This is a genomic window from Acidihalobacter aeolianus, from assembly GCF_001753165.1.
GTDB lineage: Bacteria > Pseudomonadota > Gammaproteobacteria > DSM-5130 > Acidihalobacteraceae > Acidihalobacter > Acidihalobacter aeolianus.
In genome coordinates, this window is record NZ_CP017448.1 from 56402 (window position 1) to 82315 (window position 25914).

General features: G+C 60.9%; 26 protein-coding genes and 1 tRNA gene. 14 read left to right on the plus strand and 13 right to left on the minus strand.

The annotated features are described in order from the left end of the window. Positions 1-28 precede the first annotated feature (28 nt). A complete protein-coding gene (moaC, locus tag BJI67_RS00300) occupies positions 29-526 on the plus strand; it encodes a cyclic pyranopterin monophosphate synthase MoaC (protein WP_070071306.1) in 498 nt (165 codons plus the stop codon). On the opposite strand, the gene BJI67_RS00305 is transcribed toward moaC, so the two are convergent. Further along, positions 523-1008 carry an arsenate reductase/protein-tyrosine-phosphatase family protein gene (locus BJI67_RS00305; protein WP_070071307.1) on the minus strand — a complete coding sequence of 162 codons (486 nt, stop codon included), beginning with the start codon at positions 1006-1008 and terminating at the stop codon, positions 523-525. The genes moaC and BJI67_RS00305 overlap by 4 nt on opposite strands. Positions 1009-1223: 215 nt before the next feature. Between BJI67_RS00305 and BJI67_RS00310 the strand changes: the two genes are divergently transcribed. The 5 genes from BJI67_RS00310 (at position 1224) to BJI67_RS00330 (ending at position 5185) form a co-directional block, all read left to right on the plus strand. After that, positions 1224-3101 (plus strand): AsmA family protein, encoded by a 1878-nt coding sequence (locus tag BJI67_RS00310; protein WP_070071308.1) that lies wholly within the window; start codon positions 1224-1226, stop codon positions 3099-3101. Then, on the plus strand, positions 3102-3719 hold the full coding sequence (locus BJI67_RS00315) for an SRPBCC family protein (protein ID WP_070071309.1): 618 nt from the start codon (positions 3102-3104) through the stop codon (positions 3717-3719). Positions 3720-3721: 2 nt separating this feature from the next. After that, positions 3722-4801 (plus strand): A/G-specific adenine glycosylase, encoded by a 1080-nt coding sequence (gene mutY / locus BJI67_RS00320; protein WP_070071310.1) that lies wholly within the window; start codon positions 3722-3724, stop codon positions 4799-4801. Continuing rightward, positions 4798-5073: an oxidative damage protection protein gene (locus BJI67_RS00325; protein ID WP_070071311.1), complete on the plus strand. Its 276-nt coding sequence runs from the start codon at positions 4798-4800 to the stop codon at positions 5071-5073. The genes mutY and BJI67_RS00325 overlap by 4 nt, the downstream gene beginning before the upstream one ends. Positions 5074-5109: 36 nt before the next feature. Beyond that, positions 5110-5185 (plus strand) — tRNA-Phe (locus tag BJI67_RS00330). Between the two features lie 209 nt (positions 5186-5394). On the opposite strand, the gene BJI67_RS00335 is transcribed toward BJI67_RS00330, so the two are convergent. From BJI67_RS00335 to BJI67_RS00375, 9 genes are all read right to left on the minus strand, one after another. Next, entirely contained in the window at positions 5395-5679 is a 285-nt protein-coding gene (locus tag BJI67_RS00335) for a tyrosine-type recombinase/integrase (RefSeq protein ID WP_269449606.1), read from the minus strand. A gap of 591 nt (positions 5680-6270) precedes the next feature. Continuing rightward, positions 6271-7920 carry a P-loop ATPase, Sll1717 family gene (locus BJI67_RS00340; RefSeq protein ID WP_070073853.1) on the minus strand — a complete coding sequence of 550 codons (1650 nt, stop codon included), beginning with the start codon at positions 7918-7920 and terminating at the stop codon, positions 6271-6273. A 312-nt stretch (positions 7921-8232) separates the two neighbouring features. Further along, entirely contained in the window at positions 8233-9405 is a 1173-nt protein-coding gene (gene sat / locus BJI67_RS00345; RefSeq protein WP_070071313.1) for a sulfate adenylyltransferase, read from the minus strand. A 28-nt stretch (positions 9406-9433) separates the two neighbouring features. Continuing rightward, the gene (cysG, locus tag BJI67_RS00350) at positions 9434-10858 is read right to left on the minus strand and encodes a siroheme synthase CysG (RefSeq protein ID WP_070071314.1); all 1425 of its coding nucleotides are present in this window, start codon (positions 10856-10858) and stop codon (positions 9434-9436) included. A 2-nt stretch (positions 10859-10860) separates the two neighbouring features. After that, on the minus strand, positions 10861-11493 hold the full coding sequence (locus tag BJI67_RS00355) for a peroxiredoxin (RefSeq protein WP_070071315.1): 633 nt from the start codon (positions 11491-11493) through the stop codon (positions 10861-10863). Then, positions 11490-13184: an NADPH-dependent assimilatory sulfite reductase hemoprotein subunit gene (locus BJI67_RS00360; protein ID WP_070071316.1), complete on the minus strand. Its 1695-nt coding sequence runs from the start codon at positions 13182-13184 to the stop codon at positions 11490-11492. The genes BJI67_RS00355 and BJI67_RS00360 overlap by 4 nt, the downstream gene beginning before the upstream one ends. Further along, complete coding sequence (locus tag BJI67_RS00365) at positions 13174-14964, minus strand: diflavin oxidoreductase (protein ID WP_083250498.1); 1791 nt, start codon at positions 14962-14964, stop codon at positions 13174-13176. Before BJI67_RS00365 ends, BJI67_RS00360 begins: the two co-directional genes overlap by 11 nt. Further along, positions 14961-15674 (minus strand): phosphoadenylyl-sulfate reductase, encoded by a 714-nt coding sequence (locus tag BJI67_RS00370; protein ID WP_070071317.1) that lies wholly within the window; start codon positions 15672-15674, stop codon positions 14961-14963. The genes BJI67_RS00365 and BJI67_RS00370 overlap by 4 nt, the downstream gene beginning before the upstream one ends. Positions 15675-15693: 19 nt before the next feature. Beyond that, complete coding sequence (locus tag BJI67_RS00375; protein ID WP_156781968.1) at positions 15694-16476, minus strand: sulfite exporter TauE/SafE family protein; 783 nt, start codon at positions 16474-16476, stop codon at positions 15694-15696. A gap of 120 nt (positions 16477-16596) precedes the next feature. Here BJI67_RS00375 and cysB point away from each other — a divergent pair, with 120 nt between their 5' ends. Next, a complete protein-coding gene (cysB, locus tag BJI67_RS00380; protein WP_070071318.1) occupies positions 16597-17577 on the plus strand; it encodes an HTH-type transcriptional regulator CysB in 981 nt (326 codons plus the stop codon). A gap of 238 nt (positions 17578-17815) precedes the next feature. Here the strand turns inward: cysB and BJI67_RS17165 are convergent, their stop codons facing one another. From BJI67_RS17165 to BJI67_RS00390, 3 genes are all read right to left on the minus strand, one after another. After that, positions 17816-18049 (minus strand): hypothetical protein, encoded by a 234-nt coding sequence (locus BJI67_RS17165; RefSeq protein ID WP_156781969.1) that lies wholly within the window; start codon positions 18047-18049, stop codon positions 17816-17818. A 380-nt stretch (positions 18050-18429) separates the two neighbouring features. Then, positions 18430-18969: a DnaJ domain-containing protein gene (locus tag BJI67_RS00385; protein WP_070071319.1), complete on the minus strand. Its 540-nt coding sequence runs from the start codon at positions 18967-18969 to the stop codon at positions 18430-18432. A gap of 476 nt (positions 18970-19445) precedes the next feature. After that, positions 19446-20294, minus strand: coding sequence for a cupredoxin domain-containing protein (locus BJI67_RS00390; RefSeq protein WP_070071320.1), 849 nt, complete (start codon positions 20292-20294; stop codon positions 19446-19448). A gap of 853 nt (positions 20295-21147) precedes the next feature. Between BJI67_RS00390 and BJI67_RS00395 the strand changes: the two genes are divergently transcribed. The 7 genes from BJI67_RS00395 (at position 21148) to BJI67_RS00415 (ending at position 25861) form a co-directional block, all read left to right on the plus strand. After that, positions 21148-21561 carry a MerR family DNA-binding protein gene (locus BJI67_RS00395; protein WP_083250955.1) on the plus strand — a complete coding sequence of 138 codons (414 nt, stop codon included), beginning with the start codon at positions 21148-21150 and terminating at the stop codon, positions 21559-21561. After that, a complete protein-coding gene (locus tag BJI67_RS00400; RefSeq protein WP_070071322.1) occupies positions 21558-24050 on the plus strand; it encodes a heavy metal translocating P-type ATPase in 2493 nt (830 codons plus the stop codon). Before BJI67_RS00395 ends, BJI67_RS00400 begins: the two co-directional genes overlap by 4 nt. A 35-nt stretch (positions 24051-24085) precedes the next feature. Continuing rightward, a complete protein-coding gene (locus BJI67_RS00405) occupies positions 24086-24481 on the plus strand; it encodes a DUF302 domain-containing protein (RefSeq protein WP_070071323.1) in 396 nt (131 codons plus the stop codon). Between the two features lie 44 nt (positions 24482-24525). Beyond that, complete coding sequence (locus BJI67_RS00410) at positions 24526-24732, plus strand: CopZ family metallochaperone (protein ID WP_070071324.1); 207 nt, start codon at positions 24526-24528, stop codon at positions 24730-24732. Positions 24733-24748: 16 nt separating this feature from the next. Beyond that, positions 24749-24988, plus strand: coding sequence for a glutaredoxin family protein (locus BJI67_RS16525; RefSeq protein ID WP_083250500.1), 240 nt, complete (start codon positions 24749-24751; stop codon positions 24986-24988). A gap of 96 nt (positions 24989-25084) precedes the next feature. Continuing rightward, on the plus strand, positions 25085-25270 hold the full coding sequence (locus BJI67_RS18200; protein ID WP_407922823.1) for an SHOCT domain-containing protein: 186 nt from the start codon (positions 25085-25087) through the stop codon (positions 25268-25270). A gap of 78 nt (positions 25271-25348) precedes the next feature. Then, a complete protein-coding gene (locus BJI67_RS00415) occupies positions 25349-25861 on the plus strand; it encodes a TlpA disulfide reductase family protein (RefSeq protein ID WP_083250502.1) in 513 nt (170 codons plus the stop codon). Positions 25862-25914: the final 53 nt, after the last annotated feature.

The following is a 25914-nucleotide window of genomic DNA, read 5'->3' on the forward strand; positions in this document are numbered from 1 at the left end:
CAAAGCCGAATTCTAACCCAGGTGGACGATGAGCAAGCTGACTCACTTCGATCGCAATGGCCAGGCGCATATGGTCGACGTCGGCGGCAAGGCCGAGACGCACCGCGTCGCCGTCGCCGAGGGGCGCATCCGCATGCGCCCGCAGACGCTGGACCTGGTCCGCCAGGGCAGCCACGCCAAGGGCGACGTGCTCGGCGTGGCGCGCGTCGCCGGCATCATGGGCGCCAAGCGCACCGCCGAGCTGGTGCCGCTGTGCCATCCGCTGCCGCTCACCCACGTCGAGCTGGATTTCCGCATCGACGCCGACGACGCCAGCGTGCGCTGCCGCTGCCGCGCGGAAACCCACGGGCGTACCGGCGTGGAGATGGAGGCGCTGACCGCCGTACAGGTGGCGCTGCTGACCGTCTACGACATGTGCAAGGCGGTCGACCGTGGCATGACCATCGACGGGGTGCGTCTGGTACGCAAGTCCGGCGGCAAGAGCGGCGACTGGTCGGTCGGGGAGTCCTCCCCCGCCGAGTCCTAGCTGCCGACGCTGCCCGGTTCGCGCCGGCCGTAGAACAGGCGCATCGAGCGGGCCAGGCCCTCGACCCGTCCGCGCACCTGATCGCGGGTGGCGCGGTAGGCCTCGATGCCATCGTCCGGCGCATCCTCGGCGACGTCCGGCGCGGCGAGCAGCCAGCGCTTCTCGACCGCGTTCTGCGGAATCGCCGCGTGCAGGGTCTCGACGGGATCGCTGATCACGATGATCACGTCGGCCCAAAGCAGCAGATCCCGTGACGCGAGCTTTTCCTGCTGCCGGCGGATGTCCAGCCCGTCCTCCTCCATCACCTGGATCGTGCGTCGATCCAGCGGGCGGCTGCGCAAGCCGGCGGATGCCGCATCGACCAGATCGCTGGCCAGCTTGCGCAGATAGGCCTCGGCCATTTGCGATCGGTCGACGTTTTCCTCGTCGATGAACAGGATGTGCGGGCGCCTGCGAAATTGCGGGTGACTGTTATCGGGCATCTAAACGGGCCTCGGATCAGATTGCACCCATAACCCGCATGCGCCGTGCGCGGCGGGGGTTCGTGGAGGTTTTTGGGTTCATCTAGGGTAATGTCGAAGTGTAATCGTGATCCGATTTTAACCGCTTGGCTGCAACACGCCAGTCATACACCTCGACGAGCGCAACGGCTAAGATGGGTTTATCTTCATCCGGTGACCTGCTGCGGAGTTTTCACATGAAGTGGATCAAACGCCTGTTGCTGTTGGTGGTCGTCGTTCTGTTGCTGCTCGTGGTCGGCGTGGCCGCGTTCGTGATGACCTTCAATCCCAACGACTACAAGCCGCAGATCGAGCATCTGGTGAAGGAAAAGACCGGACGCACGCTGACCATCGCCGGGCAGATGCATCTGATGATCTTCCCGCGCCTCGGCCTGCGCCTGAGCAAGGTCAGCCTGAGCAACCCGGCCGGCTTCCCGAACCAGCCGCCCTTCGCCAGCATCGACAGCCTCGATCTCGACGTCGAGCTGATGCCGCTGCTGCGCCATCAGCTCGTGGTCGACCGCGTGCTGCTGAGCGGGCTCGACGTCAATCTCGTGCGCCAGGCCGACGGCAAGAGCAACTGGCAGGGCCTCGCGGGCAACGCCGCGGCCTCCGCCCCTGCGGCCGCAACGCCGCCCGCCAAGCCGAGCGCCGCGGGCATGGTCGCCGGCGCGCCGTTCGCCCTCGCCGTGGCCGGGGTCGACATTCAGCGCGCACGCATCACCCTGGACGACCGCATGGTCGGGCGCCGTCTGGTGATCGCGCCGCTCGACCTCAGCGTCGGACATCTCGCCCCCGGGCGCAGCGCGCCGCTCAAGCTCGATTTCCACATCGAGAACAGCAAGCCCGCACTAGGCCTCGACGGGCGTCTCACCGCGCAACTCAGCGCCGACCTCGCGGCCGCCAGGTACCGGCTTGCCAACATGAACCTGAAACTCTCGGCCAAGGGTGACGCGGTGCCGCAGGGCAGTCTCGACACCCTGATCCAGGGCACCCTCGCGGTCGATCTCGCCAAGGGCGGCAGCATCGCGTTCGACCCGCTCAAGGTGACGCTGAACGACAGCCACCTCAGCGGCAAGGTCCAGGTCACCGACCTGTCGCAGCCGCGCCTTGCCTTCACCCTGGCCCTCGACCAGCTCAACGCTGACCGCTACCTGCCACCGCCGGCCGCGGCAAAATCTGGCTCCGGCGGCAGCTCTACCAGCGCCCCGGCCCCGTGGTCCAACAAGCCCCTGGCGATCCCGCTGGGCGAGCTGCGCCGAGTCGACGCCAACGGCACCCTGAGCATCGGCCAGCTCACCGTGCGCAAGCTCAAGCTCAGCCAGATCAAGCTCGCGCTGAGCGCACGCAGGGGCCTGATGCAGATCACCAGCCTGGGCGCCGACCTCTACGGCGGCACCCTCAAGGGCGACGCCACGCTCGACGCGCGCTACGTGAAGCCGACGATGCGCGTCAACGCCGCCCTCGCCGGCGTGCAGATCGGTGACCTGCTCAAGGACTATGCCGGCGACAGCTATCTCACCGGCACCACCGACCTGCAGGCCAGCCTGCAGACCGGCGGCGATTCTGAACTCGCGCTGGTGAGCGGGCTCGACGGTAATCTGTCGATGAAGGTGAGCAACGGCTCGGTGCAGCGCTCCAAGCTGGCCGATCAGGTGCAGTCGGTGCTGATCAAGCTGCGTGAACTCAAGCAGGGCAGCCCGGTCGGCGCGCCCGGCGCGGAGACCCAGTTCGCCTCGCTCACCGCGACCGGCCAGGTCAGCAAGGGCGTGATCGTCAACCGCGACCTCAAGCTCAATGCCATCCGTTTCGGCGCCAGCGGCAGCGGTCAGGTCGATCTGGTCAAGCGCGAGATCGACTACACCCTGCGCTTCACCCAGGCCAACGGCAAGGGCACGCCGATCCCGCTGTTGATCCGTGGTCCGTTGCATCACCCTGGCTATGAGATCGACCTCAAATCGATGGCCAAGGAGGCGGTGCAGCAGCGCCTGAACCAGGAGAAGCAGAAGGTCACGCAGGACCTGCAGAAGCGTCTCCAAAAGGCCGTGCCCGGCCTCAAGGGGCTGTTCCAGTAGGTGGCCGTACGTCGCTGCGCCGCGCTGTGCCTCGTCGCCTGTGCGGTGCTGACGGCCGGCGCGGCCCGTGCGGCGCAGATCGAGCAGCTTTCGGTGCACTATCGCGGTGCCGTCCAGATGCATCTGCAGGCGCTGCTCGATGCGCCGGTGGCGCGGGTGGCCGCGCTGCTGGAAAACCCGCATGACCTCGCCCGCCTGTTGCCCGGCGCGGCCGCGGTCGACGTGCTGCCCGGCGCGCCGCCCGGTGCGCGCAGACTGCGCGTCGAGCTGAGCGGCTGCCTGCTGTTCTTCTGCCCCACGCTGACCGACGTGATGGACACCCGCTACCGCGACGGCGGTTTCGTCGGCGTCACCGTGCCCGCGCTCAGCGACTTCAGCGCCGGGCGCATGAGCTGGCGCTATACGGCGGCTCCCGGCGGCGGTACCCTCCTCACGCTGAACGCCCGGCTGACGCCCCGGATCTGGGTGCCGCCGCTGATCGGGCCGTATCTGATCGAACACAAGGTCGAGAACCAGATGAGAGCCACCGTTGCGCGCATTGAGCGTGCCGCCCGCCTCGGGCACCTGCCGCCGCCGCATCGCCCCACCCCGGTCAACATTCCCGGCTTCAACTTCTAGCGATGCCACAGCGTTTCAGCGAACGCGTGCTCGCGTGGTGGCGCCGGCACGGACGCAAGGACCTGCCCTGGCAGCGCGAGCCCACGCCCTACCGCGTGTGGGTGTCCGAGATCATGCTGCAGCAGACCCAGGTCGGCACGGTCGTCGGCTATTTCGACCGCTTCATGGCGCGCTTCCCGGACCTCGAAGCGCTCGCGACCGCACCCGTCGACGAAGTGCTCGGGCTGTGGTCGGGGCTCGGCTACTACGCAAGGGCGCGCAACCTGCATCGCGCCGCGCAGGAGGCCCACGTCCTGCATGGCGGACTGCCCGCCGACCTCGAAGCGCTCGCCGCTCTGCCCGGCATCGGCCGCTCCACCGCCGGCGCGATCCTCGCCCTGGGCCACGGCCGTCCGGCCAGCATCCTCGACGGCAACGTCAAGCGCGTGCTCGCGCGGCATGCCGGCATCGACGGCTGGCCCGGGGAGACCGCCGTGCTGCACCGTCTCTGGGCGCTGGCCGAGGAGCGCACGCCGGAGCACGAGGCCGGACCCTACGCGCAGGCGATGATGGATCTCGGCGCGACGCTGTGCACGCGCGCCAATCCCTGCTGCGGCGACTGCCCGGTGGCCGCCGACTGCGTCGCGCAGCGCGAGGGCCGGCAGCGCGAACTGCCCGCGCCCAAGCCGCGCAAGACGACGCCCGAACGCGAGACCTGGATGCTGCTGCTGTACGACGCCGCCGGCGCCGTACTGCTCGAACGGCGCCCGCCGAGCGGTATCTGGGGTGGGCTGTGGAGCCTGCCCGAAGCCGCCTCCGCGGACGAAGCCGACGCCCGCGCGCGCGAACTCGCTGGCCGAACCCCCGCGACCTGGCAGGCGCTGCCGCCGTTCCGCCACGCGTTCACTCATTTCCGTCTGCGCATCCATCCGCTCGCCGGCCGGCTGCATGGCCCCGCCGCCGTGGGGGTGAAAGACACCGCCCAGGTCTGGTATAAACCGGGGCAACCGCCGCCCGGTGGCATTCCCGCCCCGGTGGCAAGCCTGTTGGAGCAGCCCGCGCGGGCCGCAGCGACGAACGATCGAGAGGACATCAGCCAATGACACGCATGGTGCAATGCGCCTATCTGGGCAAGGAAGCCGAAGGGCTGGACCGCCCGACCTACCCCGGCGAACTCGGCAAGCGGATCTACGAACAGATCTCCAAGGAAGCCTGGCAGCTGTGGCTGCGCCACCAGACCATGCTCATCAACGAATACCGCCTCACCCCGGTCGACCCCAAGTCGCGCAAGTTCCTGGAAGAGGAAATGGAGAAGTTCCTTTTCGCCGGCGGCGCCACCCAGCCCGAAGGCTACGTCCCGCCCGGGGGGGCTTGACGCGTCAGCCCCGCCCCGGTTTAATGCGCTTCCTTCGGCCAGGTAGCTCAGTTGGTAGAGCAGGGGATTGAAAATCCCCGTGTCGGCAGTTCGATTCTGTCCCTGGCCACCATAGAATCAAGGGCTTGCGAGCGATCGCAAGCCTTTTTTTCTTCCGGTTCCGCCAGAACTGTGCCCCCGATCCGCCGCGCGACGCTTCTCAGATGCGCACATCGAAAGATGTGCTTGGAGCAGAACCGATTCGCAACTTGAGCAACCGCTCAACCCAATCAATCCCCCAATTCCTGCAAACCCCCCCCCGTTCTCCATACGCCAGGTTGTTCAGGTATGGCGCAGGTCATGCCAGCGAAAGTCCGGCCTTATCCCTGCCTGCATGAGCGCGTGCTTGAACGCATGGGTTGAGCACTGTTCGACCTGTCGCCGCTTGTACGCGAACACGTACTTGCGATGCCCGCCCCATCGACGCCTGAGCACGTCCATGGCCACCTCGTTCAAGGGAACGCCAATGGCCTTTCCGGCTTTGGCCTCGTCCGCATGAATCCAGGCCACTTGGCGAGCCATGTCTACCTGGTCCCATTGCAGGTAAGACACGTTGCGCTGTCTCAAATTCGTAGTCTTCTCTAACGTCGATCCTAAGTGTTTCAGGGAGATAAGCTACTTGATGATTAGGTTTTTCACAGAAGCCTAAATCCTATCCGTTATGTATTAGCAGGTAGTCTTCGCCCTGCGATGCTTGCATAAAATCTCATCGCTCTGCCGCACCTCAGGATTTGGAGTTATGGTTTGCTCAATGTCCTTATCTTCATTAGGCCACTGGTAGTTTGTTTGGGGGACCCAGAACTCAGATAAAGGTCCATTGCAACGTTCATTCACACCATAGCGAGAATGAGTGTCGACCTATCACGGCCCAATGCATGAGTTTGCGGTTTTCGAGGGAAACCCAGATTGCAGGCATGTGGTAGTGGTAATAGTGCTTTGGGTCTGATTCAGAGTCATCGTGCTATTTGTCCAGTAAGAGAGTCGAACAGAAAAGATGTGCGGCCTCTATTTCATGCATGAGTAGTCGCATGTTGTCGCGAACTGGTAGAGGTAGACGCAGGCGGAAGATATTAGGGTCGTAGCCAGCCCAACGGTGGGAGATTTCCCTAATAGTCAGGGCGTCATTGAGAAGTGACATAAAATGTTAGATAGCTCTGGTTACGAATCTTCATCCTGCGCCGAGATATCGAGATTTCGCCAAAACATAGGATGTATATATACTCTCATATCAGATTTTAAATTAAGTTTTCCTATAATAGAGTGGCTGTTAAAGCTCCATTTCGTACCATGTCTTGGTCCTTGTTTGATGCCGACCATCCCAACATGGTAGAGAGCGTTAATCAAATCATATCTGAATGAATTTGAGGTTATGCCATGGTTTAGATATGCGCTTGCGGACGCAGATAAAGAATCAATAATATATTTGTCATCGAATGCTAGTGACATTGAAATCTCATTTAATTGATCCTCTGATATTTCTTGTATTCTAAATCCGTCCCGCCGTTTTTCTAAGATAGACTTACATATGGCCAAGGATGGATGAATGGATGCCCATTCATGCTCTACGCTCCGAATCCGCTCCTCGCTATAATCTTCTTCAGCGGACTGTATTAAATCCACTGTAATAGAGGACTTCCCGGCTGCGCGCTCAAGAACAAAATTCAAATAGCTGATTATGTCTCTTGGCCTCATGAATGTTCGTTCTATGAGGTAATCAAACGTTTTTCGTTTTCGTATGCTTCCTGGGAAAATAGAATCAAATTGTACAGAGTGGTTCGTGTAATTATACTTTAATAGATGGTTTATTCTTGATTTAACGAGATCTAGAAGATTCTCTTCATTCCACTGTATTGGTAGTAGTAAGTCTCTGTATTTTTCTTCCTGGAAGCCGGCATCTTTGGTTTTCTCGAAAACATCCTCAAGCAAATCTAGCCACATTGTTATGAGTATTTTCAAGCAACCAATTTTTCTAAATGATTTTATTTCTTCTATCAAAGCCCTGATTAATTTGTACCGGATTTTCTTAGAAGCCCAGTTTTCGTCGAGTCTATCTATAATAAGATAATGTCTCTGTTGCCCATTTGTGAAAACGTCCTCCGCCAGGAATTTTATGGCTTCTGCTAAATCCCTGATTTGAATTTCAGAAACCGCCTTTTTCCCTCTTTCAACAATTTCCTGCCTTTGTGAATCGGTGAGTGTTTTGGCTGCTTCAGCACTGAGCGTGAAAGTTGGGCTGATACTTTTTACATCGGCTTTTAGTTTGTTCTCTATATTGCTGACTACTTCCTTAACGCGGAATTCGGTATCCTCCCAGAACTTCTCCCCCCACTGTTTAAGGTATTGAATACCTTTTTGCTTTTGTCTGTCTCTCTTGAGTAGGCCAGTAATATTGCTTAGAAACGCTGAAGTAGCGCTTTCATTTTTCAAGTCATATTTATGCTTAAGTAATTCGACTATTAATACATGCTTCCAAAGAAACCTAAACAAAATGTCTAAATTAAGCCCGGCTTCCTCGAAAAAACTAATTATATTGCTGTTCGATATGTAGTCTAGTGATAAATTCTCGGGAGATATTTCGATGACATTTTCTTCGCATTCTTTGACTTTTAAAAGTAGTGCGGACTTGCCGGATCCGGTTCTGCCAACGAGAATTGATCTCGGGTTTTTTACGTCTGTGGCAATTTCTAGGTCGCCTGTATCAATAAAGCAATCCTGTAAAAACTCAGTGTCAAACTCAGCTTGTACCGCACCTATCCTTTGGTGATTTTTAAACTTGAATGTCGATTTTGACGTTGATTTATTTGCCATAAGAGCAGTCTCTTCCTTGAGTTTTTGCAGCAAAGAAAGAAGTTCGTCTAATCAATGTGTGCAGTAACCAGCTTAGCCCATGCGTTGCCGAGATTTATAGGATAGTGTGTATAAGTGAATCGAGTTTTAGATGCAAACTAACCCCTTGTGATGATGTATGCAAACGCCTCAAGTGGCTGTTAATTAAAGAAATAATGGTATGCTTGAAAATCCCCGTGTCCGCAGTTCGATTCTGTCCCTGACCACCCAGAAACATCAAGGGCTTGCGAGCAATCTCAAGCCCTTTTTGTTTCTGGGTGTCGTGCCGCCGGATCAAGGAGGATTGCTGCCCTGCATGAGCAGTTCGGCGACTTCCGGGCGGGTGAATTCCTCGGGTGGGCGGATGCCGCGGTGGAGCATGTCGCGGACGCGCGAGCCTGAGAGTTGCAGCCAGGCTTCTTCCGGATGCGGGCAGGTTTTGCGCGTCGCCATCTGCGCGCATTCGGTGCAGTAGGCGGCGTTTTCGAAGGGCAGCGGGATGATGCGCAGGTCTTCGGGGGCGAGCGTTTCGAAGATGCGCTGTGCATCGTAGGTTCCGTAGTAATTGCCGACGCCGGCGTGATCGCGGCCGACGATGAAGTGGCTGCAACCGTAGTTCTGGCGCGCGATGGCGTGTTTGATCGCCTCACGCGGTCCGGCATAGCGCATGGCCGCTGGGAACACGCCGAGCAGGATGCGATCCTGCGGGTAGTAGCGCTCCAGGATCACCTCGTAGGTGCGGATGCGCAGGTCGGCGGGGATGTCGTCGGACTTGGTCTGGCCCACCAGCGGGTGCACGAACAGCCCGTCCACGCCTTCGAGCGCGACCTTCTGCAGGTATTCGTGCGCGCGATGGATCGGGTTGCGGGTCTGGAAGGCCGCTATCCTGCGCCAGCCGCGCCGGGCGAATGCCGCGCGGCTTTGCGCCGGCGTGTAGCGGTAGGCCGCGAAGTCGCCGTGCAGCTCAGGGTTGATCAGATGGACGCGTCCGGCGAGGTAGAACTCTCCGAGGGCACGCACGGCGGTCACGCCGGGGTGCTCGGCGTCGTCCACGCCGTAGACCGCGAGCGCTTCCAGCGCCTTGTCGGCGCGGTAGGATTCGGCGATTTCCAGCGTGGCGACCACGCGCCCGTCCCAGCTCAGGGCGATTTCCGCGGCATCGCCGATTTCGGCCAAGGTCGCCGCATCGGCGTCGAAGACCACCGGAATCGGCCACAGCGTACCGTCCGTCAGACGCATCTCGCGCAGGACCCGCCGATAGTCGCGTTCATGCATGAAGCCCTCCAGCGGCGAGTACACGCCGGTGGCGAGACATTCCAGGTCGGCCAGCTGGCGAGTGCTCAGCGCCAGCCTGGGCAGGGTGGCGGCGCGGCGCAGCGCGGCTTCGCGTTCCTCGGGCGGAACGACGAGGTCGATCAGTCGCCCGCCGTGGGGCGCAATGAGTGCGGCGGTGTCGAGCGTGTTCATGCGGATTTCCTGGGTCTCAGGTTGAGGATCAAAGTAGGGCGTACACGGCTTCGTGCCGTTCGCGTTGCGGGCGCGCGATAACCGGCGGAGTGCCGTACCAATGCAGTCTTTCCGCGAGCGCGGTGGTCTTGCCCACCATCAGCAGGGCAGGTGACGCAATCTCGCGTTGCTCGGCCAGTCGCGGCAGTGTGCTCAGCGTGCCGAGCAGCACTTGCTGCCCGGCCTGCGTGCCCTCGGCGACCAACGCCGCCGGCCAGTCGGGCGGCAAGCCGTGTGCGGCAAGCTGCGTGCAGATGGCGTCCAGTTCGTGCAGCGGCATGTAGAACACCAGGGTGTGCCGGCGCTTGGCCAGGGCGCTCCAATCGTGTTCGCTGCCGTCCGGGTGGGCGCAGCCGGAGGTGATCACCACGGTGTGCGCATGTTCGCGATGGGTCAGCGGAATGCCGGCGTAGGCGGCGCAGCCGTTTGCGGCGCTGATGCCGGGCACGACCTCGAAGGCGATGCCCGCGCGCGACAGGGCCTCGGCCTCCTCGCCGCCGCGGCCGAAGACCATCGGATCGCCGCCCTTCAGGCGGACCACGCGCAGCCCCTGGCGGGCGTAATCGATCATCTGCCGCTGGATCTCATGCTGCGGGGTATGCACGCCGCCGGCCCGCTTGCCGACGAACACGCGCTCGGCCTCCGGGCGTACCAGCTCCATGATCGGCGCGGATACCAGGGCGTCGTACAGCACCACGTCGCAGCCCTGAATCAGTTGTAATGCCCTGAGCGTGAGCAGTTGCGGGTCGCCGGGTCCGGCGCCGACCAGCGCGACCGGCGGGGGCGCAGCTTCGGCGCCCTGCTCCAGTTCACGCCAGGCGTCGCGTACCCGGTGCGCGTCGATCAGCGTCAGCTCGGGGCCGCCCAGCATGCGTTCCCAGAACGCGCGCCGCGCGGGCAGCGTGGAGAAGCGCGCCTTGACCCGCTCGCGCAGCCCGCCCATCAGCTCGGCTGCGGACGACAGCGAGCGCGGCAGCCGCGCCTCGATCCAGGTCTTGACGTGACGCGCCAGCATCGGTGCCTGCCCGCCGGACGAGATCGCCACGAGCAGCGGCGAGCGGTCCACGATGGCCGGCAGGATGAAGTCGCAGTGCTGCGGATCGTCCACCACATTGACCGGAACGCCCGCCGCGCGCGCATCGACGGCGACACTGCGGTTGGTCTCGGGGTCGTCGGTGGCGGCGATCGCCAGATGCCGTCCGCGCAGCACGTCGCCGGCATAGCGGCCGGCGACGTGCGCAATGCGTCCCGCCTCCAGATCGTCGCGCAGCTCCGCGCCGAGGCGCTCGGCTGCGACGCACACCGATGCGCCTGAACGGAGCAGCGCCCTGACCTTGCGCGCGGCCACCTTGCCGCCGCCGACCACGAGCACGGAGCGACCGCGCAGGTTCCAGAACACGGGATACCAATGCATGGTCAGCTCGGCAGCAGGGTGTAGCGCAGATACGGGCGCGGCGCTTCCCAGCCCTGCGGGAACAGTTCGCGCGCACGCTCGTCGGAGACCGCCGGCGGGATGATCACGCGCTCGCCCGGACGCCAGTTGACCGGGGTGGCCACCGTCGCGCGGTCGCTGGTCTGCAGGGCGTCGACCACGCGCAGGATCTCGTCGAAATTGCGTCCCACCGAGGGCGGATAGGTGAGGCTCAGGCGCAGGCGCTTCTGCGGGTCGATCACGAACACGGCGCGCACCGTCACCTTGGGGTCCGCCTCGGGGTGCACCATGCCGTAGGCCGTCGACACGATGCGATCCTGGTCGGCGATCAGCGGGAAATTCAGCGCATGGCCCTGGGTATCGCGGATGTCGTCGGCCCAGCCGAGGTGATCGTCTAGCGGGTCGACGGACAGGCCGATCAGCTTCACGCCGCGCGCCGCGAATTCCGGCTGCAGGCGCGAGGCCTCGCCCAGCTCGGTGGTGCATACCGGCGTGAAGTCGGCCGGGTGCGAGAACAGAATCGCCCACTGGTCGCCGATCCAGTCGTGGAAGTCGATGGGGCCTTCGGTGGTCGCGACGCTGAAGTCGGGGACGATCTGATTGAGTTGCAGGGTCATGTGCGGGTTCCTCGTGAGGTGGTTGAAGTGGCCCCGATCAGTTCGAGGCGGTGCAGAAAATCGCCGAAGCCTTCGCCCGCGGCGCGTTCCTCGGCAAAGCGCGCGAACAGCGGGCGCAGGGTGTCGACCAGCGCGGCTTCGTCCACGGCTTCGCGCACCCGCGTGTTGAGCCGGGTGCCGGCGCGGTCGCTGCCCAGATACAGGTCGTAGAGCCCCGGTGCCTTGCCGACCAGGCCGATCTCGGCCAGGTACGGCCGGGCGCAGCCATTGGGGCAGCCAGTCATGCGCAGCGACAGGTCCTCGCGCGCCAGGCCGAACTCGTCCAGCAGCCCGTTGAGTCGGCGGATCAGTTGCGGCAGGTAGCGCTCGCTTTCGGCCATCGCCAGCGGGCAGGTGGGCAGGGCGACGCAGGCCATGGCGCCGCTCTCCAGCGGCGTGAGCCGCGGGGCCAGCTCCAGCGCACGACGGGCGAGCAGCGCCTCGATGCGTGAGCGCGCCTCGGTGGTGACGCCGACCAGCACCAGATTCTGGTTGCAGGTCAGGTGCAGTTCGCCGCCGTGGGTTTCGACGAGTTCGTCCAGATCGCTCAGCGGCAGGTATTCCGGACTGTCGTCCACGATGCGCCCGCCCGGCACGTAAAGCGTGAGGCTGGCCGTGCCGTCGGCATGTTCGACCCAGCCGAACTCATCGCTGGAGGTGTCGAAGGCGGCGGGCCGTGCCGGCGCCAGTGCGAAACCGCAGCGGTGCGTCACGTCCGCGACGAAGGCGTCCAGCCCCATGCGGTCGATGGTGTACTTGAGGCGGGCCTGGGCGCGGTCGCTGCGGTTGCCGTGATCGCGCTGCGTGGCGACCACCGCCTCGGTCACGACGAGCACCTGCTCCGGCGCGCAGAACCCGATCACGTCGGCCACGCGCGGATAGGTCGCCGGGTTGGTGTGGCTGCGCCCCAGCCCGCCGCCGACGGTGACGTTGAACCCGGCGAGGCGGCCGTGTTCCTCGATGGCAATGAAACCCAGGTCATGGGCGAACACGTCCACGTCGTTGGACGGCGGGATGGCCAGGGCGATCTTGAACTTGCGCGGCAGGTAGGTCGGTCCGTACAGCGGCTCGGGTTCCGGCTGCACCGCCGACTCGCCGTCCAGCCAGATCTCGTGATAGGCACGCGATTCGGGCAGCAGGCGTTCGGCGATGCGGCATGCCCAGCCGTACACCGCGCCGTGCAGGCTGGAGCGGTTCGGATTGGCGCAGGCGATGACGTTGCGGTTGATGTCGCCGCAGGCGCTGATGGTGTCCAGCAGCACGCGGTCCAGTGCCTGCACGGCCGGCTTGAGGTCCTGCTTGAACAGGCCGTGGAACTGGATGCTCTGGCGGCTGGTGATGCGCAGGCTGCCGTTGCCGTATTCGCGGGCAATGCGCCCCAATGCCAGCCACTGCGTGCTGCTCAGCACGCCGCCGGGCAGACGCAGGCGGGCCATGAACTGATACTGCGGCTCCAGCTTGCGGCGCTGGCGCTCGGCGCGCAGGTCGCGGTCGTCCTGCTGGTAGATGCCGTGAAACTTGATCACCTGCGTGTCGTCGGCGTGCACCGCGCCGGTGTGGCCCAGCGCCAGACTCTCGACCAGACTGCCGCGCAGGCCGCGACTCGCGGCCTTGATGCGCTCGACATCGGAAAGCGGTTTTTCAGTAGACATCGCGGTGGTATCTCCCGGTGTGCTTGAGGTCCTCGACGTAGCCCTCGGCCCGTTCGGCGGTCAGCCCGCCGGCCGCGCCGACCAGATCGATCAATGCCCGGTGCACGTCATGGCCCAGCCGCTCCGAGCCGCAGACATAGATCGCCGCGCCTTCTTCCAGCCAGGCATAAACCTCGGCGCCGCGCTCGCGCAGGCGGTCCTGCACGTAGACCTTGCGCGGCTGGTCGCGCGAGAAGGCCACGTCCAGACGGGTCAGCAGGCCGCCCTCCAGCCAGTGCAGCCATTCGCGTTGATAGAGGAAGTCGGTACGGCGGTTGCGGTCGCCGAAAAACAGCCAATTGCGCCCCTGCGCGCCCAGCGCCTCGCGCTCCTGCAGAAAGGCGCGATAGGGCGCGACGCCGGTGCCGGCGCCGATCAGGATGATCGGGCGCGCCGGGTCTTCCGGCAGGCGGAAGGCTGCGTGTCCTTCGATGAACACAGGCACCTCCCCGCCCTCGGCCAGGCGTTCGACCAGCAGGGTCGAGGCCACCCCCAGGCGCACCCGGCCGCGGCTCTCCCAACGCACCGGCGCCACGGTCAGATGGGCCTCGTCGGGATAGGCGAGCGGGCTGGAGGCGATGGAGTAGCGCCGTGCGGGCAGCACGCGCAGCAGGTCGCCGAAATCCTGCGCGGACAGGTCCTGCGCCGGATGCTCATGGATCAGGTCGAGCACGTCGCGCCCGGTCATCCATGCGGTCAGCGCTTCGCCGTCGCGCGCCAGTCCGCGCAATGCGTCCGAGTCGGCGAGCTCGGCGTAGCGTTCCACCAGGGGGCGCGTCAGCCGCGAGATTTCGTAGCGCGAGGCGAGCGCCTCGGCCAGCGAGCACTCGCCATGCCGGGTTGCGATCGTGGCGTCGCCGTTCAGACCCAGCCGGGTCACCAGCGAGTCCACCAGTTCGGGCGGGTTCGACGGCACGATGGAGAGGCAGTCGCCGGCGGCGAAGTCGATGCCCGAGCCGGCCAGATCCAGCTCCAGGTGCCACACGCGACGGGTCGAACCCTCGGCGGTCAGCGGCAGGCGTTCGAGTAGCGGGGCGGCGAAGGGCCTGTGCCGCGTCCACGAGACCGGTTCAGTGGCCGCGGACACGGCGGATACCGTCGACGCCCCGCTTCGCGGCTCGTCGAACAATCCCAGGACGCGTTCGGTCCAGACCTGAGCGTCGTCCTCGTAGTCCACATCGCAATCGACGCGTTCGGCGAGGCGCGTGGCGCCGGCGGCGACCAACGCCTCATCGAACTCCCTGCCCGTCTGGCAGAAGCGCGGGTAACTCGCGTCGCCCAGGGCGAGCACGGCGTAGCGCGTGCCGGTCAGGTCCGGCGCGCGCGGTCCGGTCAGCAGCGCGTGCAGCTCCTGTGCGCTGTCCGGCGGCTCGCCGTCGCCCTGGGTGCTGACGACAACCAGCAGGTTGCGGTCCTCGCGCAGCCGCGCGCGTCGGTAGCTCCGCATGTCCAGGGCCTCGGCCGCAAAGCCGAGCGCGCTGGCGCGGCGCGCCACGCGTTCGGCCAGGGCCGCGGCGGTCCCGGTCTGCGAGCCGTAGAGCACCGCGAGGCGCACGCTTTCGGTCGCGGGCTGCGTGGCCGGCAGGGCGGACGTCGAGCCCTGCAGTCCGGCGAGATAGCCGCTGGCCCACAGCAGCTGCTCGGGGTTCAGGGCGTCGGCGAGGCGCCGCAGGTCCTGAAACTGACGCTCGTTGAGCAGCGGCGCGGAAATCCGCTGAGGCATTTCGACGACCGTGCTCATGCGCTCGCGCTCCCGTCGGCGTAACGGTGCAGGCCGCATTCCTTGGACTCGGGCAACTCCCACCACCAGCGTCCGGCGCGAATATCCTCGCCCTGCGCAATGGCCCGTGTGCAGGGTGCGCAGCCGATGCTGGGGAAATGGCGGTCGTGCAGCGTGTTGTAGGGCAGCCTGCGGCTGCGGATGTATCCCCAGATTTCAGCCTCGCCCCAGTCGGCCAGCGGGTTGAACTTGAACAGGCCATTCCCCTCGTCCCATTCGCGCACGTCCAGGCCCTGGCGCGTCACCGACTGTTCGCGGCGCAGGCCCGTCACCCAGGACTTGTATCCATGCAGGGCGCGGCGCAGCGGCTCGATCTTGCGGACCGCGCAGCAGCGCTTGCGCAGCGCCACGCTGTCGTAGAACGCGTTGGCGCCGAACGCGTTGACGAAGGTTTCGAGCGCCTCGGTGTCCGGGCAGTGGACGCGCGGAGCGCGGCCGTAGCGCGCGCGCACCCGTTCCAGCAGCGCGTAGGTCTCCGCCGGCAGGCGTCCGGTATCGAGCATGAAATCGTCGATCTCGGGCACCTGGCGGTAGATCAGATCCGTCAGCACGATGTCCTCCGCGCCGAGGCTGTTGGCAAAGGTCGCGGGTGCGTCCGCAGTTGCGGCGAGACGCAGAATCTCGACGCTGTGGGCGATCCGGTTGTGCAGGTTATGGGGTAGCGCAGACATGAGCGGTCCTCGTGGTCGGTCAGGCGATGAGCGTGATCGAGGCGCCGGCCAGCAACGCGGCCGTGGCAAGGCGCAACCATCGATCGGGGAGGCGGTGCATCAGCTGCCGACCGAGCCAGATGCCGGGCAGCGAGCCGATCGACAGATCGACGGCGGCGCGCCAGTCGACCTGTCCCGAAAGGAAGTGCGCGCCCGCGGCCAGCGCGGCCAGCGGTACGGCCATGGCCAGCTCGGTGCCGACGATTTCGGCCAGCGGGCGTTCGGGATAAAGGCGCGTCAGCAGGGCGCCGGTCAGCGTGCCCGCGCCGATGGACGACAGCGTGACCAGCACGGCCACGGCGGCGCCGCCGGCGATCAGCCAGCGTCGAATGGCGGCTGGTGGCCTAGCGACATGATCGCGTCGACGCGGCAGCAACATCCCGAGCGCGCTCAGGGCGAGCACGCAAGCGACCGCGGTGCCGACCAGGCGGTCCTGCAGTGCGGCGTCGTGAAACGAACTCAGGAACAGATGCGCGGCGGCCACGCCCGGCACACCGCCGGCCAGCAGCCAGCCGACCGTCGCCCAGTCGACGCGGCCGTCACGCGCGTAGCCAAGCAGCGCGCCGCTCTTGGTGAACGTGGCATACAGCAGGTCGGTGCCCACCGCGGTGGTGGGCGCAAGGCCGCAGCCGAGGATCAGTGCGGGCGTCATCAGCGAGCCGCCGCCGATGCCGGTGACGGCAATCAGGGCGGCGACCAGCAATCCGGTGGTGACGAGCGTCCAGTCCATGTCCATGCCTGCGGTGAAGTACGCTGCAGACACTACCGACGATACTTATTCCAAACAAAGATCGATTTATTACATGCTTATGCCTGGACGGAATATGCGGCCGGCAGTAGGCTGGATGCTTGTTCAAGCGGTTTCGGTAAGCCGGGTGGCCAGATGAAGCTCCGTCAGATTCAGTACGTCTGCGCTGTGGTGCAGCAGGGTTTCAGCGTCTCCGCCGCGGCCGAGGCCCTGTATACCTCGCAGCCCGGGGTGAGCAAGCAGATCAGGATGCTGGAAGACGAGTTGGGCTCGCCGATCTTCGAGCGCAGCGGAAAATCGTTTACCCGGCTGACCGAATTCGGGCAGGCGATCATGCCCTACCTGGAACGCATTCTGGCCGAAACCGAAAACGTGCGGCGCCGGGCCACCGAGCTCACGTCGCCGGCCTCGGGCACGCTGTCCATCGCCACGACGCACACTCAGGCACGCTACATGCTGCCGCCCATCATCGCCGAGTTCCGCGCACGCTATCCCGACGTGAAACTCAATCTGCACCAGGGCACGCCGGAACAGATTGCGGAGCTGGCCGTGAGCGGAAAGGTCGATTTCGCCATCGCAACCGAAGGACTCGATCACTTCGAGGATCTGGTGCTGCTGCCCTGCTATAAATGGAACCGCGCGGTGCTGGTCCCGCACGATCACCCGCTGGCGCATGCCAAGCGCCTGAGCCTGGAAGACATCGCAAAATTTCCGCTGGTGACATACGTCTTCGGTTTCGACGACCGCTCGGAAATGTCCGCGACCTTCGCCAGAAAACGTCTGCAGCCCAATCTCGTGCTGACCGCCGTCGATGCCGACGTGATCAAGACCTACGTGCGCACCGGGCTGGGCGTCGGCCTGCTCGCCAGGATGGCGTACGAGCCGGAGCGTGACGGCGACCTGGTCTGTCTGGATGTGCGCCATCTGTTCCCGCACGAGGTCACCAGCATCGGCCTGCGCCGGGGCCTGGTGCTGCGGGACTACATGTACGACTTCATCCACCGGTTCGCACCGCATCTCGACCGCGTCGCGGTTGACATGATGGTGCTCGCGCACGACCGGCACAAGGAAACCCAGCTATACCTCGCGCATCTTCCATATCTCACCTTGAGGTGAAAAATCGGGCGTATAAAACGGGTTTGGACGCTGCCCAACGAATGAATAGCGAAAGGAAATAAATGATGTGTGCGCGTGATCGAGCGCAAACAGATATTTACGGAGATTTCCAGACACTTGCTTATTGGAGAGAAAAGCCGGTCGGGATGGTGATTTAAGAAATCAACGAACGTCGCAGCCAACGCGACTTATGCCGCGTTGGCTGGACGGTCTGCAGGAGGAGAGCTTTTTGGTACGACTAGATATAACCGAGGAAAGCACCTAGCAATGGCATGGATGCGCCAAGTCCGCGCAATTCAGCCATGCTTTTTACCGTATTGACATCGAGTGTGTTATGAAAATACCCAATAGCGGCAACAACCACGAAAATAATCAGCAACGTAGGCCCTGATCCAGTGCCGTCGAATATTGCAGACTTTGTTGCGGCTGAGTTGGTTTCGTAAGACGAAATATCCTTGGTGATGGAACTCACGGTCAAACCTCCTCTGGCGGGTTTTTCACCCACTCGATATATGATTATCAACAAACGCTTCTGGCACCGCAGGCTTGACGAATCTTAGGTTTCAGAATATTCCAGTCCGATGGATACGCCATCAAGCAGCACTACCGGCTGGCAAAAACCCTTCAGACAAACTTGCAAACGCAGATGGATCGTAAGGGCTGCGACAGGTTGCGCAATTGACTCCGATCAATAACCACGAAAAGAATGAGGAAATTAAGCCGGGGCATGCATTCAGCTTATGGGCTTGGCCCCATATCTTTCGTCATGAGTCGCTTACGACCCAAGCGTTCGGCCTTGCTGCGGCCCAGGATTGTGCAGTGCCCTGCGGCGAGCGAAACGAGCACCTTGTCTCAGGAAGCGCATTCAAGCAGCGCGTTGCGCGCTTGCGTGATGCGCAGAAACTGTTCGTGGCTGCCGCCGGAATCGGGGTGCGCCTTCTGGGCGAGTCGGCGGAAGGCCTTTTTGATCTGGGTCGCTTCGAGCCGGCCTTCTGCGGGCAGGTTGAGGGCTTCGCGGTGCCGTCTTTCGTCGGCGAGATCGAACAGGTTGTCCTGACGCGCGTTGCGGCGCTGGTTGTAGCGCGCGAATTCCTCTTCCATCCGTTCCTGAGCGGCGCGGCGGAGTCTCAGCGACTCCCGCCTCAGCTCGACCTGATCCGCCTGCCAACGCTGGCGCGACATGACGACGCACGCAGCGAAGGCAATCCGCCCTTTCGTGAGCAGTTCATCCAGGCTGAACGGTCCGACCATGTCGAACGGCTCTTCCAGCCAGGCCTGTCTGCCCTCAGCTCCCGACTCGACCTCGCCGATGGTCGACGTGGTGACGAGACCTTGTTCGCCGTTCCAGATGACCCAGAGTTCCTCGTCGTCGAAATCGAGCGCGTCAGACATGCCTCGCTCCTCTGGCGCCGAGAAGGTTCGCAGGGAGGTTCGGCACTGGAATGCAGTCGCTCCACAGGTGTAATGCGGAGGCGGAGCTTGCAACAAATGTAGGAAGGCTTGAATGGAACACGACAAGTACAGCCTATGAGCCGGAATTGAATGGGCGCCGCAACGCTAGCCATGCCGATGGTTCGTCAGGGTTGTAAGCGAGCAGCGGCTTTTACAGGTTGTGAAGTTGCAAGATTCGATCCTAATCTGTAACGCGCAGGACGATATTCGAATGCGGTCCGTCGCAGCGTAGACGTTATAAGCGATAATTGAGCTGGGGAGTCTGGAAGCGGCCAATAACCGCCATTCCGGGTTTCTCGCTGAATGGCGGTTATATGCTGAATTGCTGCCGCTGGTTCCATTCGTTCGACTTATGGCGTCCACTTGATTAGTGAAACTGATTAGCCGAATTATTCTCTCGCCGACCGAGACTGTATCTACGTGGGTAAAACCACGATTACTCCATCCATGATGAATGGATAGCCCCCATAACTCTTGAGTGGATAGAAAGTGTAATCGGTTGCGCTATAGGCCACATGTATTGGGCAGTAGTAATGATGCAAGCCGGGCTGTTTGAGAGTCAGCGTACCGGCTCCCCCTCTTGAATTAAGTGTAATGGGCGAGATTGAATTCATACGCTGCTGCCACAGCTTATCCTCCATATCAGCCTCGCCGAATTTATGCTTGGGCATCAACATCGGCTCAGGCGAAGGCATGACTATGTGTGTATCCATGTCCTTATTGGTAAAGGTGACGGATTCGTTTGCACGGACCACGCATGCCCAAGGTTCGAAGGTCATGTATGAATCAGGTATGGTAACGCGCCTCGCTGTCGGATTGAGTCCGCCTCCATGGCGATCAGTGACGAGTATCACCATATAAGCTGGCATCGGAAACTGCCTTGATTCCTTGCGAGCGGCAACTTGTCCGACTTTGGTATCGAAGCGCGTCGTGATCCCGTTATACAAAAGGTAAAGTCCGGGCTTGTTGAAGCGTAGATGCGCTTTATCCTTCGGTGCGAGCGTCAGATTTATTTTTTCCGGAGTGCTGGGAGCGCTGATCAATTTCAGTATCTCGTTAGACACTGATTCAAGCTCAAGAACTGCTCCAGTAATAACGTGTGACATCATGGGATAAAAACCATGACCATGAAAAACGACACTGGACTGCGTTGCAGCCGTGTCTGCTGCAAGCACTTGGCGTGAAGGTACAAGGCTGCTGATCGCCATGCTGCCAATTCCCGCGCCGATACCGCTGAGGAATTTTCTGCGATTGATTTTATTCATTGTGTGGTGTCCCCAAGATGTAAGGTCTGCACCTGGTTCTTGCAGCTAGGCTCCGTCGTGTGCGAGTGTCATTTACCCGGAGTTAATTGGAGAAAGTAATTCGCCGAGGTATCAAGACCTTGAGCCAAATCGAAACGCAGCAAAGAACCAATCGTTGCCAATCATTAGTACACCTTGTCTGGTTACGCGTTTGATCGTGATTGGTGATCAATAGACAGGGAATACTAAGTAATCAATTTGGTTGCGTAATGGCGGCCTGAATTGAAGGCATTTCTTGTTGGACAAGATACCGGCACGATGAATGCCGTCACGCAAGTCTATTCAAGCGTTATCTATGCGCGGAGGTTTGGTAAGCGGGGAAAGATAGCGACCTAGGACAAGAGGCTTTTCCCGGGTTGGTTTCTGCTTTGAGGAAGCGTAGCTTGCAGCGACATACGTAGAGATCAGGGCTACACATAGTGCCGTGCTGCCATGGCAGCAGTTCCAGCCGATGGAACGGTTTGGTACGTGATGTGCCAGTATGGAAGTAATGCTTAGGGTGGTTTGCTGTGAATGATCCGGTGCGGACAAGGGTAAGCCGTGCTGAGCGTTGAGTGCGGAGATGATGGCCGTGCTCAGGGGGTTCGCAATCATCACGAACAAGATGAGCAAGAGCACACCACGATGGGACATTCTCGAATGCATCCTATCAATGTAAACCCTGTACCCAAGTTTAGGGTCAAGACCTTAAGGGTCTGAAAGACGAATTTGCTGATCCTCCTCAGAATTTACGCAGGATCGCTTGACCCTAAACCTAACAACAGGGTTTAAGCTCCGTACATGCTTGTGTTGCATGCTAAGCATGGAGCGAGATATGAATACCCCTCTCACGATCGGTGCTTTAGCTCGGCGCGAAGGTGTTACTGCCGAGGCACTTCGCTATTACGAACGACTGGGGCTCATCGAATCAAGTCGCCGTACGGCCTCGAATTATCGCTTGTATGACGGTGAGGCCAGGCGTCGGTTACGGTTTGTAAGACGCGCCCAGGAATTGGGCTTTTCACTGACCCAGATCGGTGAGATGTTGTCACTCCATGCTCGCCCTGAAGCGGATATGAGTGAGGTCAAGGTTCTGGCCGAGAGCAAGATCGCCGACATTTCCGCCAAGATCAACGATCTGCAACGCATGAAATCAGGGTTGGAAGCCCTCACGGCACATTGCCCAGGGCACGGCCTGATCGCCGGCTGCCCGATTTTGAATGCATTGCTAAAGGAGGACCCAGAATGAGCGCGGTCCCAGAACGGCAATATCAACAAGCCAAACTCATGCCCCTGAGATTGGATGTCGAGGGAATGACCTGTGCTTCATGTAGCTCACGCGTTGAGCGAGCATTGAACAAACTGCCTGGCGTTCACGAAGCCGCCGTCAATCTCGCAACCGAACGAGCTGAACTGGAGTATGACCCGAGCATCGTAACCCCACAGGCGATCTTTTCGACGGTGAGTGAGACCGGCTATACACCCGTAGACACTGAACTCCAGCTCGCCGTGGAAGGTATGACTTGTGCTTCCTGCGTGGGTCGTGTGGAACGTGCGCTGCAGCGCGTACCCGGCGTGCTTGAGGCCAGTGTGAATCTGGCAACGGAACAGGCCAAGGTCCGTTTTTTACCCGCCATGACCGATGTGGATGCGCTCACTTCGGCTGTCGCCGAAGCAGGATACAGCGCGCATACGCTTGACGATGCCAACAGTACCGAAACTGAAGCAGATAAGCGCCAACGAGCGATTCATGCCATGGGTCGTGACGTGCTGATCGCTACAGTGCTAGGTGTCCTCGTCCTTATTCTGTCTATGGGAGGCACCTTCATCCCTGCCTTCAATCACGCCTTGCGCGCGATCAGTCCATTCCCGCATTTTTGGGATTGGGTGCAATTCGTTCTCGCGACAGTGGTACTCGTGGTACCTGGAAGGCGTTTCTTTCGCCCCGGCATCATCGCCTACCGCCATCTTTCTCCGGACATGAATTCCCTGGTGGCAACGGGAACCGGAGCCGCCTGGGCCTATAGTGCTCTGGTACTCATCGCGCCCGCATTGTTCCCGCCAGCGGCTAGACATATTTACTTCGATTCGGCCGCCATCGTGATCGCCGCCGTATTGTTCGGCAAGTATCTGGAAGAATTGGCAAAAGGCAGAACCTCGGCGGCAATCCGGAAACTCGTCGATTTGCAAGCCAAGACAGCCAGAATCCTGGATGCCGATGGCAATGAATCAGAGATCCCGATAGCTCAATTACACGTCGGAGATCGCCTCTCGGTTAGACCTGGCGAGCGACTTCCCGTTGACGGCAAAGTGGTTGAGGGGCGTGCGCATGTAGATGAATCCATGCTCACGGGCGAGCCCCTACCGGTGGTAAAACAAGCCGGCGATGCCGTAGTCGGTGGTACGGTCGATCAGGATGGAAAACTCGTTATCGAGGCAACCTCGGTCGGACGCGACACTGTGCTGGCGCAGATCATCAAGTTGGTGGAGAGCGCTCAGACCGGCAAATTACCAATCCAGGGTGTTGCCGACCGCGTCGTGCGTGTATTTACGCCGGTAGTGATTGCCATTGCTTTATTAGCCTTTGTTGTCTGGCTCGTGCTCGGCGCCAATATCAGCGTTGCCTTGGTGGCAGCGGTAGCCGTGCTCGTGGTGGCTTGCCCATGCGCAATGGGCTTGGCGACTCCGGCGGCGATCATGGTCGGGACCGGTCGCGCGGCTGAACTGGGCGTCCTGTTCCGCAAAGGCGAGGCATTGGAGACGTTCTCGCATGTCGATACGGTATTGTTCGATAAAACGGGGACTCTGACGGAGGGCCGTCCGACGCTGGTCGATCGAGCTGGGGCGTCGCCAGACGAGGCACTGACTTTGGCTGCTGCCTTGGAATCGGCCTCAGAGCATCCATTGGGAAGAGCCATCACCACCGCGGCAAAGGAACAAGGCATTGACGTTCCAGTCGTGCAAGATTTCCGCGCAGTCGCTGGTTACGGCATTGAAGGCCGTGTCGGCGAGCGTCTCGTGCGCGTCGGTGCGCGGCGCTTCATGGAACACGAAGGCATCGACCTGGATGAACAGAGTACTCAGGCCCAAGAACTCGAAGGAGCCGGGCGCACGGTCGTTTATGTGGCGGCTGATGGCAAGCTGCTCGGGCTCCTGGCGATAGCTGATCGCATCAAACCGGAAGCACTTGCTGTCGTCAAAGGTCTCATTGCCCGAGGGTTAACCGTCGCCATGGTGACGGGTGATGCACGGCGCACGGCTGAATCTGTTGCCTCTGACCTGGGTATTTCCGAAGTGCATGCCGAGGTACTTCCTCAAGACAAGGCGAAGGTGGTCACGGACTTGCAGCAAGCCGGGCGCCGGGTCGCCTTTGTCGGCGATGGTATCAACGATGCGCCAGCACTGGCCCAGGCGGATGTAGGCATTGCCCTGGCGACGGGGACGGATATTGCCATTGAGGCAGCGGACATCACCCTGACGCGTGGCGGGCTGGATGAGGTAGTGACTGCGTTGGCTGCGGCACGCAGCACCCTGGGTAATATTCGTGGGAATCTGTTCTGGGCATTTTTTTACAACATCCTCCTGATTCCAATTGCAGCTGGCGTAGCTGCCCCGATCGGTATTCACCTTAACCCCATGGTGGCTGGCGTGGCGATGGGACTTTCGTCGGTATTTGTGCTGGGCAATAGCTTACGACTCAAGCGATTGAAGGCATTTCATATGCCTGCGACTGCCTGAGCGACTTTCATTCCCTTTAGTGAAGGATTGGATCAATGAGTCAATTCGCGTTTACGGTAAAGAGCAACAGATCGTTCGACGAGACCGTGGCACAGGTGACCGACGCGCTAAAAACCGAAGGCTTCGGTGTGCTCACTACGATTGATGTTGCGTCGACGCTCAAAGCCAAGCTGGGCTTGGATCAAGCCCCCTATGTGATCCTTGGCGCCTGCAACCCCAAGTACGCTCACCAGGCTCTCCAGGCCGAACCCGATATTGGGGCCTTACTGCCTTGCAACGTGGTGGTGCGCGAAGAAGCCGACAAAACAATCAGTGTTGTGTTCATGGATCCCAAGGCCGTGCTCGGCATGGTCGACAACCCGGTCGTCAATCCACTTGCCGATGAAGTCGGGGCAAAGTTGAAGCGCGTGGCTGAAATGCTGTCTGCATGACCGCGGCAGCCATCTATCGACAATCCCAGGAAAGGAGAACCGAGATGAGTGAGATCAACCTCAAAATTACCGGCATGACCTGCGAACATTGTGTACGTGCTGCGACCAAAGCCCTTGAACACGTGCCCGGTGTGGAAAAGGCCGAAGTCACCCTGACGCCAGGTGGCGCAGTGGTGCATGGCACCGCCGATCCTTCCAAGTTGATTACAGCGGTCAAAGAAGAGGGTTATGAAGCCGAGGTTCAGGATTAAATCCCTGCGATCAACGATGGCCAGTGTTCTCCTCTACACCAGTCCTGGGTGTCCTGATTGCGCTGCGGTCAGGCGATATTTAAATCAACACCATATCGAGTTCACGGAACGCGATGTTACTCAACCTGGGGTGGCTGATGAAGCCAAATCACGTTACGGCGTCCGTGTAGCGCCGATTACGGTTATCGACAATGTCCCCATCTGGGGTACTTTCGCAGATCAAAAGGCTGAACTCGATACACACTTCGATGTTTAAGTAGCGAATGTAAGGGGGGTAAGCATGTACCACTCAGGAGGCATGTATGGCTTGGGTAGCACGATGTGGGGAATACCGATAGTGGGTTTTCTAGTCATGCTGGCGATTTTTGCTGTCGTCGTTTGGGTGATTGTGTCGATAGCGCGCTCCGCTGGGGGGCATCGTGACACACCCACGCCGTCAGGGCGTGATCCGGCACTGGATGTATTGCGAGAACGCTATGCGCGCGGTGAAATCGATAGCCAGACATATGAACGGATGAGGCATGAACTCGAACGCTGAATCTGATGAGAATTAATCGGGTGATGGGTATCGATTCGAAGGTTACGCTCCAGCCGCATCAGAGGGTTAAATGACATCATGAAGGCAAAGCCGAAAATATTGTTCATAAGTATCGCCATCCTGGTCACAACCAGCATTGTCAGTTGGCTGTTTCTCGGCTCATCCGGTAATCAAGCCCCCAATGTACAAATGACCCTACTTAACGGAAAGAAGCTCGATCTGCGTTCATTCCACGGTCATCCGGTTTTAATCAACTTCTGGGCCACAACCTGCCCAGGCTGTGTAGAAGAAATTCCATCTCTAGCCAAACTGTATAAACAACTTTCGCCACAGGGTTTTGAGATCATAGGAGTAGCCATGTCCTATGACATCCCATCTCAAGTTAAAACCATGACTCAGGATAAACATATTCCCTATCCAATCACGATCGATCGGAGCGATAGCATCTCCAAGGCCTTCGGCACGATCCGGCTTACACCGACGTCTTTCCTGATCAATCCGAAAGGGCAAATCGTTTATCAGAAGATTGGCAACGTGGACACCGCCAAACTAAAAGCACAAGTGGAACAGATGCTTCGGCAAAGCAGCTAACCGAATTCAACAATGTTCAACTGGAAATGATTCGCTTGCGAACCTGGAAATAG

Excerpts from the sequence above, each read along its gene's own strand:
- cysG (WP_070071314.1), bottom strand. The coding sequence starts at position 10,858 with ATGCATTGGTATCCCGTGTTCTGGAACCTGCGCGGTCGCTCCGTGCTC.
- BJI67_RS00360 (WP_070071316.1), bottom strand. The coding sequence starts at position 13,184 with ATGTCTACTGAAAAACCGCTTTCCGATGTCGAGCGCATCAAGGCCGCG.
- BJI67_RS00340 (WP_070073853.1), bottom strand. The coding sequence starts at position 7,920 with ATGGCAAATAAATCAACGTCAAAATCGACATTCAAGTTTAAAAATCAC.
- BJI67_RS18200 (WP_407922823.1), top strand. The coding sequence starts at position 25,085 with ATGCTGGCGATTTTTGCTGTCGTCGTTTGGGTGATTGTGTCGATAGCG.
- BJI67_RS00365 (WP_083250498.1), bottom strand. The coding sequence starts at position 14,964 with ATGAGCACGGTCGTCGAAATGCCTCAGCGGATTTCCGCGCCGCTGCTC.
- mutY (WP_070071310.1), top strand. The coding sequence starts at position 3,722 with ATGCCACAGCGTTTCAGCGAACGCGTGCTCGCGTGGTGGCGCCGGCAC.
- BJI67_RS00390 (WP_070071320.1), bottom strand. The coding sequence starts at position 20,294 with ATGAATAAAATCAATCGCAGAAAATTCCTCAGCGGTATCGGCGCGGGA.
- BJI67_RS00385 (WP_070071319.1), bottom strand. The coding sequence starts at position 18,969 with ATGTCTGACGCGCTCGATTTCGACGACGAGGAACTCTGGGTCATCTGG.
- BJI67_RS00355 (WP_070071315.1), bottom strand. The coding sequence starts at position 11,493 with ATGACCCTGCAACTCAATCAGATCGTCCCCGACTTCAGCGTCGCGACC.
- BJI67_RS00325 (WP_070071311.1), top strand. The coding sequence starts at position 4,798 with ATGACACGCATGGTGCAATGCGCCTATCTGGGCAAGGAAGCCGAAGGG.
- sat (WP_070071313.1), bottom strand. The coding sequence starts at position 9,405 with ATGAACACGCTCGACACCGCCGCACTCATTGCGCCCCACGGCGGGCGA.
- moaC (WP_070071306.1), top strand. The coding sequence starts at position 29 with ATGAGCAAGCTGACTCACTTCGATCGCAATGGCCAGGCGCATATGGTC.
- BJI67_RS00305 (WP_070071307.1), bottom strand. The coding sequence starts at position 1,008 with ATGCCCGATAACAGTCACCCGCAATTTCGCAGGCGCCCGCACATCCTG.
- BJI67_RS00415 (WP_083250502.1), top strand. The coding sequence starts at position 25,349 with ATGAAGGCAAAGCCGAAAATATTGTTCATAAGTATCGCCATCCTGGTC.
- BJI67_RS16525 (WP_083250500.1), top strand. The coding sequence starts at position 24,749 with ATGGCCAGTGTTCTCCTCTACACCAGTCCTGGGTGTCCTGATTGCGCT.
- BJI67_RS00395 (WP_083250955.1), top strand. The coding sequence starts at position 21,148 with ATGAATACCCCTCTCACGATCGGTGCTTTAGCTCGGCGCGAAGGTGTT.
- BJI67_RS00400 (WP_070071322.1), top strand. The coding sequence starts at position 21,558 with ATGAGCGCGGTCCCAGAACGGCAATATCAACAAGCCAAACTCATGCCC.
- cysB (WP_070071318.1), top strand. The coding sequence starts at position 16,597 with ATGAAGCTCCGTCAGATTCAGTACGTCTGCGCTGTGGTGCAGCAGGGT.
- BJI67_RS00410 (WP_070071324.1), top strand. The coding sequence starts at position 24,526 with ATGAGTGAGATCAACCTCAAAATTACCGGCATGACCTGCGAACATTGT.
- BJI67_RS00370 (WP_070071317.1), bottom strand. The coding sequence starts at position 15,674 with ATGTCTGCGCTACCCCATAACCTGCACAACCGGATCGCCCACAGCGTC.
- BJI67_RS00310 (WP_070071308.1), top strand. The coding sequence starts at position 1,224 with ATGAAGTGGATCAAACGCCTGTTGCTGTTGGTGGTCGTCGTTCTGTTG.
- BJI67_RS00405 (WP_070071323.1), top strand. The coding sequence starts at position 24,086 with ATGAGTCAATTCGCGTTTACGGTAAAGAGCAACAGATCGTTCGACGAG.